Raw genomic sequence first — 18753 nt, 5'->3', positions numbered from 1 at the left:
CCCCTGAACCGTGATTCCGTGTCGTTTCCCTCGACGGGTGCGGTCGGTCAGTCGGGTGTCTCGGCCGAGTCGGCTGGTGCGGCCCCGTTGGCCGGCGCCGACCGCACGATGGCGTCGTTGGCTGCGGCCCAGCTGGCCAGCAGGTTCAGGGCGTCCTGCGTGGGCGAGGCCGGTTCGGCGGTGTAGGTGAGGAGGAACTGGCTGGGGCCGTTGCCGAGGGGGAACGTCTCGAAGGGCAGGTCGAGGTCGCCGACGACCGGATGATGGAGGAGCTTCACGCCGGTGGTGTGCATGCGGACGTTGTGTGCCGCCCAGCGGCGGCGGAACTCCTCGCTCCGGGTGGACAGTTCACCGATCAGGTCGGAGAGCCGACGGTCGTACAGGTCGCGGCCGGCCTCGGCGCGCAGCATGGCGACCGCGTCGCCTGCGACTTCGTCCCAGTGGCGGAAGAACTCGCTCGCCTGCGGGCTGAGGAAGACGAACCTGGCGTTGTTCGGCGGCCGTGCCGGGTCGGCGTAGACGGGGGCGAAGAGGGCGCGCCCGAGGTGGTTGGCGGCCAGGATGTCCCCGCGTCCGTTGAGGACGAACGCGGGTGTGCCGGCCATCGAGTCGAGGACGCGCTGCACCGTGGGCCGCACCCGCTGCTGGGCCCGGCGGCGGCGTGGCGGGCGGGTGGTGCCGGCGCCGCGCAGAAGGTCGAGCAGGTGGGCGCGCTCGGCCTCGTCGAGCTGAAGCGCCTGTGCGATCCCTTCGATGACGCTCTCGGAGACGCCGGTGGCGTTGCCGCGCTCCAGCCGGGTGTAGTACTCGCTGGAGATGCCCGCGAGGAGGGCGACCTCCTCGCGGCGCAGGCCGGTGACCCGCCGGCGCTCTCCGCCGTATGCGGGCAGCCCGGCCTGCTCGGGGGTGATCCGGCCCCGCCGCGTGCCCAGGAATTCACGGATCTCCGCGCGGAAATCCTCACGGATGTCGCGGTTGTCAGCCTGTGGGCCGTTTCTGCCTGCCATGCGCCTCACTCTACGAGCGCTGCCGTCGGCTTGGGGGTCCCTGTCAGTGACCCCCTCAAGAGGGACTCCCACGCTCCCGCGACAGCGGGTTCTGTTGGTGGTGCACCGTCCACGGCGGTGTGCACGGCCCGGACCGGGCGGCGCCCGAGCCCCCGGTCTCGCGACTCGACTCCGTGCGGTGCTTTCGGCGCCGCATGCAGCACCTCCCGCACACCAGGCGCCCCAACGCGCCACCCGAAAGGAACTCCCATGCGCAAGGTCATTCTCGTCACCGGCGCCGGACGCGGTCTGGGAACGGACATCGCCCGCGAGGCCCTCGCCGCCGGCCACCAGGTCGTCGCCACCGGTCGCCGCCCCGAAGACGTCGAGAAGACGCTCGGCGGGCCGCAGGACAACCTGCTGGTGGCGAAGCTGGACGTCACCAGCCTGGAGGATGCCGAGGCCGCCGCGCAGGCCGCCGTCGAGCGCTTCGGCCGCATCGACGTCCTGGTCAACAACGCCGGGAACCTCTTCACCGGCTACTTCGAGGAGATCTCGCCCGCGCAGATGCGCCGGCAGTTCGAGACGAACCTCTTCGGCCCGATGAACGTCACCCGCGCCGTCCTGCCGATCATGCGCAAGCAGCGCGCCGGTCACGTCATCACCATCACGTCGACCGCCGGGCTGGTCGGCATGGAGTTCACCTCCGCCTACGCCGCCTCGAAGTTCGCCGAAGAGGGCTGGATGGAGTCCCTGCGCTATGACGTCGAGCCGTACAACATCCACACCACCGTGGTGGAGCCCGGCTACTTCCGCACCGAACTCCTCGTGGACGGCTCCACCGTCTGGCCCGAGCTGTCCATCGACGACTACGCCCCCCGCACCGCCCCGACGATCGAGGGCATGAAGAGCATGAACGGCAAGCAGCCCGGCGACCCCGCCAAGCTCGCCCGCGCCCTGCTCGCCATCGCCGGCCAGGACAAGCCCCTGCGACGCTTCGTCGCCGGCGCGGACGCCATCGAGGCCGCCGAGGCCAAGGCGCGGGAACTCCTGGCCCAGGCCGAAGCCTCCCGCGAGCCGGGCGGCGCGCTGGCCCACGATGACGCCCAGGCCTGAGCCACGCACCCCGGCGCGCCCGCGGCAGGCGCACCGCCCGTGCCATGAGCACCGTGGCACGGTCCGAGGTAGAGGCACGGGGCCGCAGGACGCCGCCCGGAACCCGGCCCTCGTCCTGGAGCCGGCTGCCCACGAGGACTGACCCGGCACCGTCGCGGGCCTCCGCCGCCTTTCCGACCGCGCAGCGGCGGAGTGCGCCCTCAGCAGCCGTCCCGCCAGCCACCCGAAGCGGCGCCTGCCCCGACGGCACAGAACCGGGGCCTCACGCGCCCTGCACACCGACCAGGCCTGACGGCCGTCACGACAAGGAGAACCTCATGAAGCACGTATCCCTGGGCGGGCTCGATGTCTCCCGCATCGGCCTGGGCGCCATGACCATGGCCGGCACCTACACCACCGGCGGTGGACTCGACGACGCCGAGTCCATCCGCACCGTCCACCGGGCCCTGGACCTCGGGGTCACCCACATCGACACCGCCGAGATCTACGGCCCCTTCCACAGCGAGGAAATCGTCGGCAGGGCCATCAAGGGCCGCCGCGACGACGTCGTCATCGCGACGAAGTTCGGCCTCCTCTCCCACGCCGGCGACGGCCCCGGCGTCATCGACAGCAGCCCCGCCAACGTGAAGACCGCCGTCGAAGGCTCCCTCAAGCGGCTCGGCACCGACCACATCGACCTCTACTACCAGCACCGCGTCGACCCGGACACGCCCATCGAGGAGACCGTCGGCGCCCTGGCCGAACTGGTCGCCGAAGGCAAGGTGCGCCACATCGGACTCTCCGAGGCCGGCCCCGCCACGATCCGCCGGGCCCACGCCGTGCATCCGGTGGCCGCCCTGCAGACCGAATACTCGCTGTGGACCCGCGACGTCGAGGCCGAGATCCTCCCGCTGCTGCGCGAGCTCGGCATCGGATTCGTGCCCTACTCGCCCCTCGGCCACGGGCTGCTGACCGGACAGATCCGCACCGTCGACGACTTCGCCGACGACGACTGGCGCAAGACCAACCCGCGCTTCACCGGCGAGAACTTCCAGCGCAACCTGGCGATCGTCGACGAGGTGCGGGCCATCGGCGCCGAGATCGGAGCAACCCCGGCCCAGACCGCACTGGCCTGGCTGCTGACCCGCGGCGACGACATCGCCCCCATCCCCGGCACCCGCCGCGTCACCCGCGTCGAGGAGAACACCGCCGCCGACGCCGTCGAACTCACCGCCGCCCAGCTCGACCGCCTCAACAACCTCACACCCGCCGCCGGCGAACGCCACGACGAGGCCAACATGGCCAGCATCGACCGCTGACGCCGTCGCCGCCGAGTCCGGGTCAGCCCACGCTCCCGGACTTCGTGAACGACTGACGTTCCGGCGAACCTCTCGCCCCGTCACACGCGACCGAGCCGGATTCATCGACCCAGTTCACTGATCACCGAAAAAGGTTCCTCATCATGTCCAAGGTCTCGGTGATCGACGCTCAGGACGGCCGCGCCGGTCCTGAGCGCCAATCTGCGGCAGACCCGGTCGTGCGACTCCTGACCGCCGATCGTCCACATCCCGTTCTGCCTCTTCCTTCCGGGCGCTTGAGGCCCCGGCCGGGGAACCTACGAGTGTTCGCCGAGTTGGAGGATGCCGGCGAGCGAGAAGCACGACGCGCCCGCGAGTGTGCCCCAGTTGGCGATGTCGGCGTTGACGAGGCTGCCGGTGGCGGGGCGGGTGTAGGCGGCGAGCGCCGAGACCATGAACAGCACGGACCCGAGCTGGTTGACGGCGACGATCCACCAGCCGAGGCTGCGCGGCCGGACGTGGAACCGTCCGTGGCAGACCTCGGCGAAGGCCAGGTGACCGGAGAGGAGAAAGAGGATGCAGCCGACGACGTCGGGCGTCCAGATCAGCCTGTTGACCTGCTGCACGCTCAGGCCCCGCAGGAAGGAGTCCAACAGGTCGACGGCGAAGACCAGCGTGCCCGTGAAAAGGACGAACGTGCCGAGCCAGTCCACCCGCGCAGGCTCGTAACTCCACCATCGCCAGCGTCGGGTGACCAGCCGTCCCTCGCCGCCGGCGATGTGGCGGGGCGCGTTGATCACCTGGAGCAGCGAGACGTATCCGCCGGTGGTGAAGAACAGCCCGCCCGCGAAGTAGATCGAGGCGCACTCGGTGGCGTCGCCCGAGCCGAACTGGGCCTCGGCCGCGCCGGCGGCGAAGAGGGCCCCGCCGATGACGAAGGCGATCGCGGCGACGGCGTTGAGCCGGCGCAGCCGGGCGAGGGAGACGGCGTCGGCCCGCACAGGGTGAGCGGCCGCCGCGTTGAGGGGGCGGACGGCGAGCACCCCACGCCGCCGGGCGAGCCGGGACTCCCACACCGCCGTGCCGCCGTCGGGAAGGTGCCAGGTGAGCCGGGTGGTGAACGGTCCCGCGCCCTCGGCGCGCTGCGAAGGTTGCCCCACGGGCCGACCCTAGAACCTCGGGCCGCACCCAGGACGGGCGAAACGCCGTCCAGGCCCTCGCCCCTCCTGCACCACTCACCCGCACCGGGTGGAACAGTTGGGAGAACCATCGCCGGGCCATGCGCGTGGCGGGCTCGGGCGGCGCCCTTCAGGCGTCCGCGATCCAGCTGCCGTGGAATCCGCCCGATGCCCGAGGTGCCGCCGGTGATCGGGATCGTGTTGCCGGTCGTCTTCATGGGGATCTCGCTCCTTCGTTGCGGCGGGTCGGTGAGCGCCCGCGGATTTCGACCGTGGCGCGGCGTACGCGAGGGCGGGAGAGGAAGGCTCATCCATGGATCGGCGGTCTCTGCGTAATGAAGTGGCCCCAGGACGCGGTGAATCGCCGGGCCTGACCGCACAGTGCACGGCGTGCGCCCGTAGTTCGGCGGCGTCGCCGTCCGGGAGACGTTGCCCTGCGGGCGAGGCAATATCTGCACCCGCGAAGTGAGAATTAGGCCGACCGTGTGATGAGAGTTTTTGCCACGGTGAGCAGGGCGGAATTCGGTGACGAGCGCAGGCCGTTCCGGCGTGCTACTGTCGTTACAAGTTGCAGTTGTGGTTCCCGAAACTCCAAGTGCCTCCACCAGGCTTACGCCGGTGGGAGCGCTTTTGTATTTCCGGTCATTTCCGGCGGGGTAATCATCGCGGCGACACGGCGTCCGCAAGGTGTGGACGCCGATGCACTGCCCCAAAGGAGATATGACATGGCTGCTGGTACCGTGAAGTGGTTCAACGCGGAAAAGGGCTTCGGCTTCATCGAGCAGGACGGTGGCGGCCCCGACGTGTTCGCCCACTACTCGAACATCGCCGCGCAGGGCTTCCGTGAGCTGCTCGAGGGCCAGAAGGTGACCTTCGACATCGCGCAGGGCCAGAAGGGCCCGACGGCCGAGAACATCGTTCCGGCCTGACGCTCACGCGCACATCCGTAGCTGGGGCCCGCATCCTTCGGGGTGCGGGCCCCAGCTACATGCGTGTCCCGCAGCGGTCTTCGTCCCGCGGGACGACCAGGAGGAACCCGCAGCGCCCCTGCACGGGGTTCCTCCCTCAGGGTGCCGACGCACCCTGAAGCGCTGCTCCGCAGCCGACGCGCGGATCTCCGGATCCTCGTCGCGTCACCCATTCAAGCACCTGTGCCCACGGCTTTCCGCCGGCCAGATCCGCTTTTTTTCACCGGTTCATACTTGTGGTTCTCCGTGCCATTCATCGCAGCGGGAATTCCTTGATATGTGCCACATCGAGGAAGGTTCCGCATGGACCGCACGTATACGAACGACCGCTCCGCCCGCAGCCGTGACGGCCGCTCCGACGGAAGGGGCGGCAGCGGTTACGGCTCGCAGGGTTCGCGCCGCACCGGCGGCCCCGTCCGCTCCGGTGGCTACGGCCGCCGACCCGCCGCCGTGCAGGGCGAGTTCGCGCTGCCGAAGACGATCACCCCCGCGCTGCCCGCGGTCCAGGACTTCGCCGATCTCGACATGCCCGAGCAGCTGCTGACCGAACTCGGCAGGCAGAACGTGAGCGCGCCCTTCCCGATCCAGGGAGCGACGCTGCCGAACTCCCTGGCGGGCCGCGACGTGCTCGGCCGCGGCCGCACCGGTTCCGGCAAGACCCTCGCCTTCGGTCTCGCCCTGCTCGCCCGCACCGCCGGTCAGCGCGCCGAGCCCCGCCAGCCGCTGGGACTGATCCTCGTACCCACGCGTGAGCTGGCGCAGCAGGTGACCGACGCGCTGACCCCGTACGCCCGCTCCGTGCGGCTGCGGCTGGCCACGGTGGTGGGCGGCATGTCGATCGGCCGGCAGGCCAGCGCGCTGCGCGGCGGGGCCGAGATCGTCGTCGCGACGCCGGGGCGCCTCAAGGACCTCATCGACCGCGGCGACTGCCGGCTGAACCACGTGGGCATCACCGTGCTGGACGAGGCCGACCAGATGGCCGACATGGGCTTCATGCCCCAGGTCACCGCACTGCTGGACCAGGTGCGCCCGGAGGGGCAGCGGATGCTGTTCTCCGCCACCCTGGACCGCAACGTCGACCTGCTGGTGCGTCGTTACCTGACGGACCCGGTCGTGCACTCCGTCGACCCGTCGGCCGGTGCGGTCACCACGATGGAGCACCACGTCCTGCACGTCCACGGCGCCGACAAGCATGCCGCGACGACCGAGATCGCCGCCCGCGACGGCCGCGTGATCATGTTCCTGGACACCAAGCACGCCGTCGACCGGCTGACCCAGGACCTCCTCAACAGCGGAGTCAGGGCCGCCGCGCTGCACGGCGGGAAGTCGCAGCCGCAGCGCACCCGCACGCTGGCGCAGTTCAAGACGGGCCATGTCACCGTGCTGGTGGCGACCAACGTCGCGGCGCGCGGCATCCATGTCGACAACCTCGACCTGGTCGTCAACGTCGACCCGCCGACCGACCACAAGGACTACCTGCACCGCGGCGGACGCACCGCCCGCGCCGGCGAGTCCGGCAGCGTCGTCACCCTGGTCACACCGAACCAGCGGCGCGGCATGGTCCGCCTGATGTCGGACGCCGGCATCCAGCCGCTGACCACCCAGGTCCGCTCGGGCGACGAGGCCCTCAATCGGATCACCGGAGCCCAGGCCCCGTCCGGCATCCCCGTCGTCATCACCGCACCGGTGAGCGAGCGCCCCAAGCGCAGCAGCTCCTCCCGCGGCCGTCGCCGCCCCACCCCGGCGGCACGGTACGCATCCGCACGGCCGTCGGTCTCCAACACGGTGGCCTAGAAGGCCCGAGCCACGCCGCTCGCGAGGGGGCCGCACGCAAGGCAAGTGCCCCGGGCGTCCCCCCTCGCTCGTCGAACCACCTCACCCCCCGGCCGGACCGTTCTCCCCCTTCTCCCTGTGAGGCCCCATGCGCTGCGTCATCGCCCGCTTCCCCTTCGAGCTCACCAAGGAAGGAGTGCTGGCAGCGATGAAGGGCGTCAAGCCCGAACCGGTCACCGGTGAATCGGTGATCATCGGCCGTCGTCACTACCCGGCCAAGCAGGTCGGCCAGGTCGTCACCCGCCAGGACCGCCGTGACTTCAGCGCCGCCGAAGTGCTGCGCGCCATGGCCGCGCTCGGCTTCACCTGCCGCCCCGTCCCCGACGCCGCGCCCGAGGTCACCCTCAGCTCGCTGGAGCAGGCCTCCGCGATGCTGGGCGCCCCCGTCGCGGTCTGACGGCGGCAGTCAGGCACAAGCCCGACGCCTGACGGCGGTTCACTTCGCGGTGACCGCCGGCAGGCAGGGACGAGAGAAGGGGCCCGGCATCAGCCGGGCCCCTTCTTCCTTCGTAGCGGGGACAGGATTTGAACCTGCGACCTCTGGGTTATGAGCCCAGCGAGCTACCGAGCTGCTCCACCCCGCGTCGGTGATCCCATACTACACGCCCACGACGGCTCAGTTTCCCGGGGCGGACGATGTACGGCTGACGGCTCCCGCGGCTTTCCGGCGGCGGCGCCGAGCCGCACGAGAGGTGATCTGCGCCTCACGGGCAACCACCCTGCCGGACACGGTGTCTTGATCGATATCAGATGATGCCGAAGCCCCCGGGGGGCAGCGCTCGATTCCGACGCACTATGCACCTCGCGTATACATGGCATGTACAGACGGCGTGCATAGGTGACGGTCGACCAGGACGGGCGTCCGGTCCGCGGCACGGGCCCGGCCCACGAGCGTGTGCACCCTGCCGCGGACCTCCTCGGGCGTGCCCGCGGTGAACCACTCGGCCTGGGGCCGGCTCGCCGGACGGGCCATGTTCGCGGCGTCGGCGATGGGCGTCAGCGTTGGCGCAGTCGGCGCACGCGCAGCACGACGTCGTCCCGATGGTGGGCGCCGACGCCGCCGACGGGTGCCACGCGGGGGCGTTGCTCGTGCACCTGGACCTCCCAGTCGTCGTCGAGCAGAGCGGCGACCATCGAGGGCCAGACGTAGTCAGCCGGGTCGAAGCCTCCGTCGTGTGGTTGCTGGGCGTCCATCCCCGCGTGGTGGACGAGCAGCAGGACGCCGCCCGGTGCGACGGCGGCGAGCAGCGCCCGCTCGGCCGCGGCGTCGGGGGTGCGCAGCAGGGCCGGGTACTGCGCGGAGACCAGGTCGAAGGAGGCCGGCGGGAGCGCTGCCTCGGTGAGGGTGGCGTGCACCCAGTGAACGGTGACGCCGGCGTCCCGCGCGTGCCCGTCCGCCCGCTCCAGCGCCACGCCCGAGACCTCGAGCGCGGTCACGTCCCAGCCGGCTCGTGTGAGCCAGACGGCGTCCGCGCCCTCGCCGCAGCCGACGTCGAGGACCCGCCCCGGGGCGAGCCCGGCGACCTCGGCCACGAGCGCACCGTTGGGGCGGCCGCTCCACAATTGGTCTCGGTCGGTGTATCGGTCGTCCCACTCCGCCCGTACCGCGGGGTCGCCGACGTAGCCGTCGGAAGGCGTGGGAACGGCGGACGTCGGTGATGCTGCTGCGATGTTGTCGGTCACGTGCCTTACCGTCGCGCACGGCGTACCCGCGCGGCCACTCTTGTTGCCGGTCCGGCAAAACGGCGTTCAGCGCGCGTCGCGTCGGGCGGCTCGGCTACTCGGCGAGGCCGCGTCGACCGTTCTTCGGCGGGTAGCCGGTGCAAGCACGTTCAGCGCGCGTCGCGTCGGGCGGCTCGGCTACTCGGCGAGGCCGCGTCGACCGTTCTTCGGCGGGTAGCCGGTGCAAGCGCGAAGGGGGAGCGGTCAAACGGACCCGCGAAGGGGCTCTTCGAAGCCGGAACCGGGCGGTTCCGCGCCGCCGAGGTCCAGGCGGAACGGCGGGTACGCGTCCGTCATCAGCGCGGCGTAGGCGGTGACGCGGATGGCCCACCGGTTGAGCCCGGTGATCAGGTCGAACAGGTCCTTCGGATACTTCTCGGTGAAGGCCAGGATCACGGCCGCGATGATCGTCAGCGCCCCGATCAGCCCGCCGGACCACCAGCCGAGATGGGCCCCGCCGACGAAGAAGCCGATGATCACATACTGGGGGATGGCCAGGAGCCACCACTTCACCAGCACCAGACCGCGCGAGAGCCGCTCCGGGTAGACGATGTCCAGCCGTGCCGGGTAGTCCGGTTCCTCGCCGAGGCTGAACGGCGGGTACCGGTCGGTGCCCAGGGTGTCGTACGCGTAGTAGGAGACCCGCCAGCTCCAGCGCAGGACTCCCACGTTGAAGTCGAACAGTGCACGGGGATAGCGCTCGGTGAACAGGATGGCGAAGAACGCGATCACGGTGACCACGGTGAAGGCGATCCAGAGGAAGAACAGCACCACGTAGTGCGGAACGGCGAGGATCCATTTCACGAGCCACAGCCATCGGGACAGTGGTGAGTCGACACGCGCGTTCACCCGGACCGGGCGTTCCGGGAATCCCACCGAATTCGTCATGGGTGATCAACTCCTTCACCCCGGCGTCAACATCGCCGAGGGGCTCATGACCAGCCTGGCCGCTTCCGTGCCGGGCCGCGAGGCAGGACGGCCCGGACCAGGTGCTTGCGTGTCTGCGGGCGGCCGTCCCCGTCGAACGCGGTCGCGGTGCGGCCCGCGTCGGCGCCCGGCGGTCAGAGGTCGAGCACCAGCCGGGGGCCGCAGGAACGGTAGACGCAGATGAGCATGGTCTCGCCGGCGGCCCGCTCGTCCTCGTCGAGCAGTGAGTCGCGGTGGTCCGGCGTGCCCTCCAGCACGTCGGTCTCACAGGTGCCGCAGGTGCCCTCCTGGCAGGAGAACGCCACCGGGACATCCGCCTCCTCGACCGCTTCGAGCACCGAGCGGCCCGGCAGGAGAACGCCACCGGGACACCCGCCTCCTCGACCGCTTCGAGAACCGAGCGGTTCGGCGGCACGGTGAGCGTGCGGCCCGGACTGGCGAGCACCACGTCGAACGGGGCGGCCATAGCCGCGTCGGCCGCGGAGGGCGGAACGGGGGCGAACCGCTCGATGCCCAGCGTGTCGGCGGGCCAGTCGGCGCACGCCTCCCGCGCGGCGCGCAGCAGCGGCTCCGGACCGCAGGCGTGCACCAGGGTGCCGACGCGGGGCGGGCCGATGAAGGCGGCCACCCGGCCTCGCTCTCGGCGGGATACAGGGGTGCGGCCGTTCCGCATCTACGACGGCCGTCCGAGACCCTGCTCGATGATCTCGCCCGGCACCGGCCCCCCGCCCGCGGGCAGCGGGGTGATCAGCGCGACCAGGTCCGGGGGGATGCTGAGAATGCGATCCGCAGCCGAATTCATCGCTTGCCCGCGCCTGCGGCAGGGGCTCGAAGGCGCCGGGTGGCGCAGTCGTGTGACGAGATGGCTTTGGGGGCGTTCGGGTGGTTCGCCGCCGCTCCTGCAACTGCCGACCGGGCAGACCGCCTCCTGGACACCAAGCGAACGCCGAACGCTGGAGGATGTATGCAGGAGTGGCAGTACTCGCCGACCGCCGTGACGGTGCCCGAGCTGATCCTGGACCCCTACCGCTGCGGTTTCGACGCCCACACGACTCTGGGCGCGCCGGAGACGGGGGAGCAGTGGGGAGACGAGGACTGGCGTGTGCCCCCTCAGGGGCGGGCCGTCGAGGAGGAATCGTGGCCTGCTCCCGACCCCGGCCGGCGGCTGCCCCTGGCGATGTCGGCGGCCGACCGCCGGCGATTGGAGCTGCACGCGGCCCTCATCCGGGCGGGAGTCGCGCCCGCGTCCGGAGACCTGCACGCCGTGGAAGCCTTGAGCACCCTCGACGACACCGTCAACGAGTCCGTCCGGCGCTGGATCGCCGGCCGCTGAGCCGGCGGCGTCGCCGCGGTGCGGGCGTGGGGCCGCCACCTGCTCGTGACGGACAGGCCCGGCCGCTCGCCCGCCTTCGCGACCACCGCTGGGAACGTCGGATAACTGCACCCGTTTCGAGCAGGTCATGGCCCGCACCGGCGTCAGCCGGTGCGGGCGGCAAGCGCTCCATCGCGGCGGTGCTCAACGCCCTGCCCCACCCGAAGCGCTGACTGCCGTGAAAAGCGTCTCGGCCTATGGATAGCCTGCGTCACCATGATGCGCGTGTGGATCCTGCCGATGGTGTTCGTGCTCTGCGGCTCAGCCGTCGCGACGGGGCCCCTCCTCAACGGGGACCGTGGCACAGCCGCAGCGTTCCTGCTGGTGTTCCTGGTGCTCGCAGGCGTGAACTCGCCCCTGATCTTTCCGAGTTCGATCGGTGCGGGGGAGGCACAGCGCCGCAGTGCGGCCGACGGCCGGCCAGTCGTCTTCTGGCGTCCGGGATGCAGGTACTGCATACGCCTGCGCATCCGACTGGGCCGCAGCGCAGGCCAGTTGCACTGGGTCGACATCTGGCGTGACCCGGCAGCAGCCGCGGCGGTGAGGGAGGCCAACGACGGCAACGAGACGGTGCCGACCGTCGTCGTGGCAGGTCAGCCGCACACCAACCCCGATCCCGCATGGCTGCGCGAACAGCTCCGTCCTTCCGGCTGAAGAACCGCGCCGTCGGAGGGTGGTCGAGGATCGCGCCTGTGAGGGCCGGGTGATGTACGCCGGGATGCTCGCCCTGCCGGTGCCGGGCGACCCGGTCGCCCGGCTGTGGCATTCCGCGACCATGCTGCGCGAGCACCGCGGTGACGGGCACGTAGCCGCCCTCGTCGGTGCGCACGTCGGCGGCACGGAGGCCCACGTGCTCGACGCGGTGGCGCGGGGCATCCACCCGCCGGAGTCGTTCGGACGCGTCCATCACGACGACCGGCGACTGACGCGAGGGGCGTGAGCCGCGCGTCAGAGGGTGAGCAGGACCTTGGTGGCGCGTCGCTCGTCCATGGCCTTGTAGCCCTCCGCGGCCTGGTCGAGGGGGAGGGCGAGGTCGAAGACCTTGCCCGGGTCGATCTCGCGGTCCCAGATGAGCCGGATCAGGTCGGGCAGGAACCGGCGCACCGGGGCCGGGCCGCCGAGGGTGTGGATCCCGGCGAAGAACAGCTCGATGCCGGGGATGGACACGTCGTGGTTGACGCCCACGTAGCCCAGGTGTCCGCCGCCGCGTGTGGCGCCGACGGCCTGCATGAACGACTCCTGGGTGCCGACCGCCTCGATGACCGAGTGCGCGCCGAGCCCGCCCGTGAGCTCTTTGATCTTCGCGATGCCCTCGTCGCCGCGCTCTTCGACGATGTCGGTGGCCCCGTAGAAGCGGGCCAGCTTCTGCCGCTCGGGGTGCCGGGACATGGCGATGACGCGTTCCGCGCCCAGGTGCCTGGCTGCGAGGACGGCCATGAGGCCCACCGCGCCGTCGCCGACGACCGCGACGGTCTTGCCGGGTCCGGCCTCGGCGGCGACGGCGGCGTACCAGCCGGTGCCGAGGACGTCGGAGGCGGCCAGCAGGGAGGGGATGAGCTCGGGGGCGGGCTGGCCGGGGGTGGCGACGAGGGTGCCGTCGGCGTGCGGGATGCGGGCCTTCTCGGCCTGGGTGCCGATTCCTCCGTGGACGAACTCGGCGTGCACGCACTTGGACTGGAACCCGGCCTGGCAGATCTCGCACGTGTTGTCCGAGATGACGAACGACCCGACGACGAAGTCGCCGACCTTGACGGTCTTCACCTCGGAGCCGACTTCCTCCACGACGCCCACGTACTCGTGCCCCATGAGCGTGTGGTCGGCGGGCTCGACGCCGCGGTAAGGCCACAGGTCGGAGCCGCAGATGCAGGTCGCGGTCAGCTTGAGTATCGCGTCGGTGGGCTCGATGATCTTCGGGCCCTCGCGCTCCTCGACCCGGACATCACCGGCTGTGTGCATGACTACTCCACGCATGGGCGGATCTCCTTGCTTCTGTGCACCGGCGCCTGTGGCGTCGACGGGGTTTTCAGGAAGGCGCGGTATCTCCGCACTCTCCCCGGTATGCGTGTCTCGCGCCTGTCGAGCCGGTGAGAATCCCGTGACGGGCCCCAGGGCCGTGCGGCACGCCGTGGCAGCCCGGGCGTGCACGACCCGACGGCGGCGCTGGAGGAGGGCGAGGGCCACCGCGGGGATCAGGGTCGGCGGGCGTGGAGGGATCAGGGTCGCGGCGGGCGTGGGGAGCGCCTCCTCGCGTGGTCATGCTTCATCTCCGCGACCAGGACGCCGATTCCCCGCCGATCCGCCTGACGGGCGGGCCGAGTCGCACGGAACGTCCACCGAGGCGTCCACGCGCATACGGCCGGCGTCCGCGCCTTGGAGCCGGACCGGGACGTCACGCGGGCATGCGGTTGTTCTTGCGGATCTGCCTGTCGAACGCTGCGGCGGGGACGAAGCGACGCGCCGTGGCGACGCGTGAGGCCAGCGGGCCTGCGGTGTAGCGCAGCTTCGGCTTCTTGTCGGTGGCCGCGGCGACGATCACCTTGGCGACGACGGCGGGGTCGTCGCCGCTCCCCATCGCGTCCGCCATCACCTCGTCGAACACGCGCCGGCGCTCCGCGTAGAGCGACATCGGGGTGTCGGGCTGTGCGGCGTTGGCCTCGAAGCTGGTCCTGGTGTAGGCGGGCTGCACGAGGAGGACCCGGACGCCGTACTCGCGGACCTCGTGGTCCAGCGACTCCGAGTAGCCCTCGACGGCGTGCTTCGACGCGACGTAGACGGCCATGAAGGGCTGGGGGGCGATGCCGAGGACGGACGAGACGTTGATGACGCGGCCCCCGCCCTGGGTGCGCATGTGGGGCAGGACGGCCTTCGTCATCCGGACGACGCCGAGCACGTTGACGTTCAGGACGCTCTGGGCCTGGAGGACGGAGTTCTCCTCGACGGCGCCCGACGAGCCGACGCCCGCGTTGTTGACCAGGACGTCGATGCGCCCGAACCGGTCGATCACCGCTGCGACCGCGGCGGTCGCCGAGTCATCGTCGGCCACGTCGAGGTCGAGGTAGGTCACCCCGGCGGGCGGGGTGAGCGCGGAGGTCTTGCGGCCGGTTCCGATCACCTCGAAGCCCGCCGCGACGAACGCGCGGGCCGTCTCCTTGCCGATCCCTGATGACGCACCTGTCACGAGCGCCACCGGCCGAGTTGTCGCCATCACGAACTCCTCAATTTGAATTACGATCGTATGACTTACGTTCATTCGACCATAGGGCGGGCATGGGTCGATGGCAAGTGGGCGGGCCCGGCGATTCCTGCGGTGATCCGGGAGACGTGAGGTTTCCCGCGGTGCTCAGGCGGCACTCAGCGCACTCAGGGCGCCTGCGGCACGTGCGGCGCTGTGTGGCGCGGCCTCGCCCGGGAGGAAGGCCTGCGGTCCCCGGGTCGACGACAGGCTCGTGAAAGCGTTCCGAGCCCTGTGTCAGGATCTTGAGGCGTACAGATCCACGCCGGACAGCCCGCGAGTGAGGAACATGATGGCCACGACAGCCGGGTCCCCGCGGACCCCGAGGCGCTGACCCATGACTGACACCGCTACCGGCGAGATCCTCGCCGAGGTGCACCGGGGCGTCGGCCGTATCCTGCTGAACCGGCCCCGGGCCCTCAACGCCCTGACGACCGGCATGGTCGTCGCCGTCGACCGTGTGCTCGCCGACTGGGAGCGCATACCGCTGTCCGCCGTGGTGCTCGCCAGTACCAGCGCGAAGGCGTTCTGCGCCGGCGGGGACATCCGTACGATCCGCGAGCACAGCCTCGCCGGGGATGCCGAGGCCAGCGAGCGGTTCTTCGCCTCCGAGTACCGGCTCAACGCCCGGATCGCCGAGTATCCCGTGCCGCTCGTCTCGCTCATCGACGGCGTGTGCATGGGCGGAGGGCTCGGCCTGTCCGTTCACGGCGCATTCCGCGTCGTCACCGAACGCGCGGTGCTGGCGATGCCCGAGACCGCGATCGGGTTCTTCCCGGACGTCGGGGCCAGCTGGTTCCTGCCGAGGCTGCCCGGCGCGATCGGCATGTACCTGGGACTGACCGGGCACCGGATCGACGCCGCCGACGCCCTGTACACGGGGCTGGCCACGCACTTCGTCCCCGCGGACGGGCTCGACGCGGTCGGGGACGCCCTGGCTGACCACCCCGGCGACCCGGTGGACGTCGTCCTGAACCGCCTGGCCGGCCGTTCCCCGGTGGCGGAGAGCGAGCTGGCGACCGTACGCGGGGACGTGGACCAGGCGTTCGGCGCGCCGGCTCTCGGCGAGATCCACAGACGCCTGCGCCGCCTCGGCACTCCCTGGGCGACCGCCGCGCTGGCCGCCCTGGAGTCGGCTTCGCCGCAGAGCCTGGAGATCACCCACGCCCTGCTGGCCGGGGGAAGGCAGCGCACGTTGCGCGCATGCCTCGACGCCGAACTCGCCCTCACCCGCACGACCATCCGCACGCCGGACTTCCTGGAGGGTGTGCGCGCCGCCCTGGTCGACAAGGACCGCACTCCCCGCTGGCAGGGAGCGTCGCTCGGCGCGGGCACACTGCCGTCCTGAGCCGTTGTGCCGCCCGCCGCGGCGGTTCTCTGCGGCCGCAGTCGCCGGGGGACCGCCTTCGGTGTCGAACGCGCCTGTGGGCCGTGCCGGACGGAAGACCGGTGACCGGCGAGGCGCCGGTGCGGGGGCTCAGTCGTTGCCGGACGTCATCGAGACCACGACCTTGCCGGCCTTCGTGCGGCCCTGCTCGACGTACGCCATGGCCTCCAGTGTCTGGTCGAACGGGAAGGTGCTGTCGATGACCGGGCGCAGCTTCCCGCTGTCGTAGAGGGCGCCGAGCTTGCGCAGCTGGGAGCCGTCGGCCCGCATGAAGAAGAACTGGTAGCGCACGCCCAGCGCCTTCGCCTGCCTGCGGATCCTGCGACTGAGCCCGCTCATGACCGGACCCAGGAAGAAGGGGGCTCCTACCTGCTTGGCGAATCCGGCGTCCGGCGGGCCGACGACGCTGACTGCCAGGCCGCCTGGCTTGAGCACGGTCAGCGACTTCTCCAGGTTCGCTCCGCCCACGGAGTCCAGCACCAGGTCGTAGCCGGACAACACCTTCGAGAAGTCCTCCTTGGTGTAGTCGACGACGACGTCCGCGCCAAGGCTCCTGACCAGTTCCGCCGTCTTGGTGTTCGCGGTCGTCGCCACGGTGGCGCCGAGGTGCTTGGCGAGCTGGACGGCCGTCGAGCCGAGGCCGCCGGCGCCGGCGTGGACGAGCACCTTCTGGCCCGGCTTCACATGGGCGCGGTCGACCAGGACCTGCCAGGCGGCCAGGGCCACCAGCGGTACTGCGGCAGCCTCCTGGAAGGTGAGGGAGGCCGGTTTGGGCGCGACGTCGTCCATGTCGATCGCGATGAACTCCGCGAAGCCTCCGATCCGCAGGTCGCGCGGACGGGCGTAGACCTCGTCGCCGGCCGCGAAACCGTGCACGGCGGAGCCGACCCGCGTCACGACGCCGGCCAGGTCGTGGCCGAGCACGAACGGAGGCTTGTACTTGATCAGCTGCTTGAACTCCCCGTTGCGGACCATTTTGTCGAGCGGGTTGACGCCGGCGGCGCTCACCCGGACCAGGACGTCGCGGTCTCCGACGGGAGGCTCGGGTACCTCTGCGGCGCGCGCGCCGTCCTTGCCGTACTTCTCGACGACGAATGCCTTCATGCCGGCCGCCTTCTGCCTGGGTAGGGCGTGATTGCTGTGATTCTTCGCGGAGATCCCCCTGCTCGCCCGTTCTCGGCGCCGCAGGGGCGAGGTCCTGACGGAGACGCTACCCATCTAAGTATAGGAAAGTAAACTCAGGTGAGGTTAGTATCACCCCATGGATGCGAGGACCGAAGCCCTTCAGGGCGCCGGCATGGACCCCCGTCTCGACCGGGACACGTCGAACTGCTCGATCGCCCGGACCCTTGAGGTGGTGGGGGAGAAGTGGACCCTCCTGATCCTGCGCGAGGTCTGGTACGGCTCGTCCCGCTTCAGCGACTTCGAGCGTGTCCTCGGCTGTCCTCGTAACCTTCTCGCGGCGCGGCTGCGGATGCTCGTGGAGGAAGGCATCCTGGCCACGCAGACCTACAAGGAGCCCGGCGCGCGGAGCCGGCCGAAGTACGTGATCACGGCGAAGGGCATGGACCTGGTCCCGGCCGTGATGGGGTTGCTGCAGTGGGGCGACCGCTACCGCGCCGACCCGGAGGGCCCGGCCGTGCTGGCGCGACACCGCGGCTGCGGCGCGCGCGTCGACGCCCAGATCCGCTGTGAACGGGGCCACGCCGTGCGGGCGGAAGACATCGACAGCGTCCCCGGCCCCGCGTTTCGCATGCGGCCCGCCGACTGAGCCGAGCCCGGTCGCGGCAGGAGTTCGCGAGCGCGGAGGAACGCGCCGGAGGGGCAGGCGAAGAGGAAGCGCGCGGCGGCTCCGGCGGGTGTGGTCGCCTGGCGACGCCCGGGGACGTCGTGGACGGTGGTCGCGCCCTCGGCGCGCAGTCGGTCGGCGTCTGCGTCGCGTGCCATGACGGCGGCGTAGGCACGCACGTCCGCGGCGGTGAGGTCCGTGCGGCCCCGCTCGGTGTACCGCTGGAGGAGATCGGTGACGCCGGGATCGAACCGCAGCGCGGTCACCGGGACGTCGAAGCGTCCGGCGATGGCGATGAGTCGTTCGCGTGCCCGCGGCGTGACGGTCGTCGACTCGGCGAGCACCTTTGACGGTGGCGATCGACGGGCGGGTCCGCGAGCAGACTGCGAGCGGCGCGTGCGAACGGTGATGCCGGCGACTGCAGATCACTCGGCTGACGGCCCGGCGCTGTCTGGCCTGCGACCGCCGGGGCGACGGCTCATGACCGGAGGCGGGCGCCTGTTCCCAGCTGGGCGGTGACGTCCCGGTGAGTGAGGGGCGAGTGATCCGCGGAGCACTCGACGACGACGCGGACCGGCGCGTCGCAACCGGTGTGACGAATGTCCAGGGGAGGTTCCTCGGAGCCCAGGGCGTAGGCCTCGCCCCACTGGGTCAGCGCCATCAGGACGGGCCACAGGTCCCAGCCCTTGCGGGTCAGGCGGTATTCGTTGCGGGAGCGGCTGCCGGGCTCCCGGTAGGGCACGGTCTGCAGAATGCCGGCCGTGCTCAGCTTGCGCAGGCGGTCGCTGAGCACGGCCTCGGACAGGCCGATGTGGCGGTGGAAGTCATCGAAGCGTCGCACCCCGTTGACGGCGTCGCGCAGGATCAGCAGCGTCCATTTCTCCCCGATCACGTCGAGCGTGCGCTGTACGGGGCAGTTCTCCGTGCTCGCCTCAAGCCACTCCATCCCGCCATCGTAAGCGCCTG

18 protein-coding genes, 1 tRNA gene and 2 pseudogenes are annotated in these 18753 nt (G+C 71.0%); 10 read left to right on the top strand and 11 right to left on the bottom strand.

Features of this window, described 5'->3' with window-relative positions:
- Positions 1-47: 47 nt before the first annotated feature.
- Entirely contained in the window at positions 48-1007 is a 960-nt protein-coding gene (locus ACFVYK_RS11700) for a helix-turn-helix transcriptional regulator (RefSeq protein WP_389771763.1), read from the bottom strand.
- A gap of 249 nt (positions 1008-1256) precedes the next feature.
- Between ACFVYK_RS11700 and ACFVYK_RS11695 the strand changes: the two genes are divergently transcribed.
- Both ACFVYK_RS11695 and ACFVYK_RS11690 read left to right on the top strand, forming a co-directional pair.
- Positions 1257-2102, top strand: coding sequence for an SDR family oxidoreductase (locus ACFVYK_RS11695; protein ID WP_389771760.1), 846 nt, complete (start codon positions 1257-1259; stop codon positions 2100-2102).
- A 317-nt stretch (positions 2103-2419) separates the two neighbouring features.
- Positions 2420-3400: an aldo/keto reductase gene (locus ACFVYK_RS11690; protein WP_389771757.1), complete on the top strand. Its 981-nt coding sequence runs from the start codon at positions 2420-2422 to the stop codon at positions 3398-3400.
- A gap of 101 nt (positions 3401-3501) precedes the next feature.
- On the opposite strand, the gene ACFVYK_RS11685 is transcribed toward ACFVYK_RS11690, so the two are convergent.
- The gene (locus ACFVYK_RS11685) at positions 3502-3648 is read right to left on the bottom strand and encodes a hypothetical protein (RefSeq protein WP_389771755.1); all 147 of its coding nucleotides are present in this window, start codon (positions 3646-3648) and stop codon (positions 3502-3504) included.
- A 48-nt stretch (positions 3649-3696) separates the two neighbouring features.
- Entirely contained in the window at positions 3697-4539 is an 843-nt protein-coding gene (locus ACFVYK_RS11680) for a hypothetical protein (protein ID WP_389771754.1), read from the bottom strand.
- A gap of 743 nt (positions 4540-5282) precedes the next feature.
- Here ACFVYK_RS11680 and ACFVYK_RS11675 point away from each other — a divergent pair.
- The 3 genes from ACFVYK_RS11675 to ACFVYK_RS11665 all read left to right on the top strand — a co-directional run bounded on the left by ACFVYK_RS11675 (position 5283) and on the right by ACFVYK_RS11665 (position 7755).
- Positions 5283-5486 (top strand): cold-shock protein, encoded by a 204-nt coding sequence (locus tag ACFVYK_RS11675; RefSeq protein ID WP_045556499.1) that lies wholly within the window; start codon positions 5283-5285, stop codon positions 5484-5486.
- A gap of 342 nt (positions 5487-5828) precedes the next feature.
- Entirely contained in the window at positions 5829-7319 is a 1491-nt protein-coding gene (locus ACFVYK_RS11670) for a DEAD/DEAH box helicase (protein ID WP_389771751.1), read from the top strand.
- Positions 7320-7446: 127 nt separating this feature from the next.
- Complete coding sequence (locus ACFVYK_RS11665; RefSeq protein WP_389771749.1) at positions 7447-7755, top strand: SCO5918 family protein; 309 nt, start codon at positions 7447-7449, stop codon at positions 7753-7755.
- 113 nt (positions 7756-7868) lie between these two features.
- Here the strand turns inward: ACFVYK_RS11665 and ACFVYK_RS11660 are convergent.
- The 4 genes and pseudogenes from ACFVYK_RS11660 to ACFVYK_RS11645 form a co-directional block, all read right to left on the bottom strand.
- A tRNA-Met gene (locus ACFVYK_RS11660) sits at positions 7869-7942 on the bottom strand.
- A gap of 412 nt (positions 7943-8354) precedes the next feature.
- Positions 8355-9041: a class I SAM-dependent methyltransferase gene (locus ACFVYK_RS11655; protein WP_389771747.1), complete on the bottom strand. Its 687-nt coding sequence runs from the start codon at positions 9039-9041 to the stop codon at positions 8355-8357.
- A 243-nt stretch (positions 9042-9284) separates the two neighbouring features.
- On the bottom strand, positions 9285-9968 hold the full coding sequence (locus tag ACFVYK_RS11650) for a DUF4389 domain-containing protein (RefSeq protein WP_389771744.1): 684 nt from the start codon (positions 9966-9968) through the stop codon (positions 9285-9287).
- 173 nt (positions 9969-10141) lie between these two features.
- Positions 10142-10605, bottom strand: a pseudogene (locus ACFVYK_RS11645) (flavin reductase family protein); the annotation flags it as partial.
- Positions 10606-10971: 366 nt separating this feature from the next.
- On the opposite strand from ACFVYK_RS11645, the gene ACFVYK_RS11640 reads away from it, so the two are divergent.
- The 3 genes and pseudogenes from ACFVYK_RS11640 to ACFVYK_RS11630 form a co-directional block, all read left to right on the top strand.
- Positions 10972-11340, top strand: a complete 369-nt coding sequence (locus ACFVYK_RS11640) for a hypothetical protein (RefSeq protein WP_389771742.1) — start codon at positions 10972-10974, stop codon at positions 11338-11340.
- Between the two features lie 255 nt (positions 11341-11595).
- On the top strand, positions 11596-12033 hold the full coding sequence (locus tag ACFVYK_RS11635; RefSeq protein ID WP_389771739.1) for a glutaredoxin domain-containing protein: 438 nt from the start codon (positions 11596-11598) through the stop codon (positions 12031-12033).
- A gap of 40 nt (positions 12034-12073) precedes the next feature.
- A pseudogene (locus ACFVYK_RS11630) lies at positions 12074-12289 on the top strand (MarR family transcriptional regulator); the annotation flags it as partial.
- Positions 12290-12327: 38 nt separating this feature from the next.
- Here ACFVYK_RS11630 and ACFVYK_RS11625 read toward each other — a convergent pair.
- Both ACFVYK_RS11625 and ACFVYK_RS11620 read right to left on the bottom strand, forming a co-directional pair.
- Entirely contained in the window at positions 12328-13350 is a 1023-nt protein-coding gene (locus ACFVYK_RS11625; protein ID WP_389771737.1) for a zinc-dependent alcohol dehydrogenase family protein, read from the bottom strand.
- Positions 13351-13768: 418 nt separating this feature from the next.
- The gene (locus ACFVYK_RS11620) at positions 13769-14584 is read right to left on the bottom strand and encodes an oxidoreductase (protein ID WP_389771734.1); all 816 of its coding nucleotides are present in this window, start codon (positions 14582-14584) and stop codon (positions 13769-13771) included.
- Positions 14585-14948: 364 nt separating this feature from the next.
- Between ACFVYK_RS11620 and ACFVYK_RS11615 the strand changes: the two genes are divergently transcribed.
- Positions 14949-15959 carry an enoyl-CoA hydratase/isomerase family protein gene (locus ACFVYK_RS11615; RefSeq protein ID WP_389771731.1) on the top strand — a complete coding sequence of 337 codons (1011 nt, stop codon included), beginning with the start codon at positions 14949-14951 and terminating at the stop codon, positions 15957-15959.
- A 129-nt stretch (positions 15960-16088) separates the two neighbouring features.
- Here ACFVYK_RS11615 and ACFVYK_RS11610 read toward each other — a convergent pair whose 3' ends face one another.
- Positions 16089-17102, bottom strand: coding sequence for an NADP-dependent oxidoreductase (locus ACFVYK_RS11610; RefSeq protein ID WP_389771729.1), 1014 nt, complete (start codon positions 17100-17102; stop codon positions 16089-16091).
- A 193-nt stretch (positions 17103-17295) separates the two neighbouring features.
- Here ACFVYK_RS11610 and ACFVYK_RS11605 point away from each other — a divergent pair, with 193 nt between their 5' ends.
- Positions 17296-17769, top strand: coding sequence for a winged helix-turn-helix transcriptional regulator (locus ACFVYK_RS11605; protein ID WP_389771859.1), 474 nt, complete (start codon positions 17296-17298; stop codon positions 17767-17769).
- Positions 17770-18265: 496 nt separating this feature from the next.
- On the opposite strand, the gene ACFVYK_RS11600 is transcribed toward ACFVYK_RS11605, so the two are convergent.
- The gene (locus ACFVYK_RS11600; protein ID WP_389771727.1) at positions 18266-18733 is read right to left on the bottom strand and encodes a winged helix-turn-helix transcriptional regulator; all 468 of its coding nucleotides are present in this window, start codon (positions 18731-18733) and stop codon (positions 18266-18268) included.
- Positions 18734-18753 lie beyond the last annotated feature (20 nt).

This window comes from Streptomyces sp. NPDC058291 (assembly GCF_042880855.1).
In the GTDB taxonomy this organism is placed as follows: domain Bacteria; phylum Actinomycetota; class Actinomycetes; order Streptomycetales; family Streptomycetaceae; genus Streptomyces.
This window is presented reverse-complemented; position numbering and strand designations above follow the sequence as displayed.

Coding starts and splice junctions, on each gene's coding strand:
- ACFVYK_RS11670 (WP_389771751.1), top strand. CDS start 5,829: ATGGACCGCACGTATACGAACGACCGCTCCGCCCGCAGCCGTGACGGC.
- ACFVYK_RS11690 (WP_389771757.1), top strand. CDS start 2,420: ATGAAGCACGTATCCCTGGGCGGGCTCGATGTCTCCCGCATCGGCCTG.
- ACFVYK_RS11685 (WP_389771755.1), bottom strand. CDS start 3,648: ATGTGGACGATCGGCGGTCAGGAGTCGCACGACCGGGTCTGCCGCAGA.
- ACFVYK_RS11605 (WP_389771859.1), top strand. CDS start 17,296: ATGGACCCCCGTCTCGACCGGGACACGTCGAACTGCTCGATCGCCCGG.
- ACFVYK_RS11610 (WP_389771729.1), bottom strand. CDS start 17,102: ATGAAGGCATTCGTCGTCGAGAAGTACGGCAAGGACGGCGCGCGCGCC.
- ACFVYK_RS11635 (WP_389771739.1), top strand. CDS start 11,596: ATGATGCGCGTGTGGATCCTGCCGATGGTGTTCGTGCTCTGCGGCTCA.
- ACFVYK_RS11620 (WP_389771734.1), bottom strand. CDS start 14,584: ATGGCGACAACTCGGCCGGTGGCGCTCGTGACAGGTGCGTCATCAGGG.
- ACFVYK_RS11700 (WP_389771763.1), bottom strand. CDS start 1,007: ATGGCAGGCAGAAACGGCCCACAGGCTGACAACCGCGACATCCGTGAG.
- ACFVYK_RS11625 (WP_389771737.1), bottom strand. CDS start 13,350: ATGCGTGGAGTAGTCATGCACACAGCCGGTGATGTCCGGGTCGAGGAG.
- ACFVYK_RS11695 (WP_389771760.1), top strand. CDS start 1,257: ATGCGCAAGGTCATTCTCGTCACCGGCGCCGGACGCGGTCTGGGAACG.
- ACFVYK_RS11650 (WP_389771744.1), bottom strand. CDS start 9,968: ATGACGAATTCGGTGGGATTCCCGGAACGCCCGGTCCGGGTGAACGCG.
- ACFVYK_RS11615 (WP_389771731.1), top strand. CDS start 14,949: ATGACTGACACCGCTACCGGCGAGATCCTCGCCGAGGTGCACCGGGGC.
- ACFVYK_RS11665 (WP_389771749.1), top strand. CDS start 7,447: ATGCGCTGCGTCATCGCCCGCTTCCCCTTCGAGCTCACCAAGGAAGGA.
- ACFVYK_RS11675 (WP_045556499.1), top strand. CDS start 5,283: ATGGCTGCTGGTACCGTGAAGTGGTTCAACGCGGAAAAGGGCTTCGGC.
- ACFVYK_RS11600 (WP_389771727.1), bottom strand. CDS start 18,733: ATGGAGTGGCTTGAGGCGAGCACGGAGAACTGCCCCGTACAGCGCACG.
- ACFVYK_RS11640 (WP_389771742.1), top strand. CDS start 10,972: ATGCAGGAGTGGCAGTACTCGCCGACCGCCGTGACGGTGCCCGAGCTG.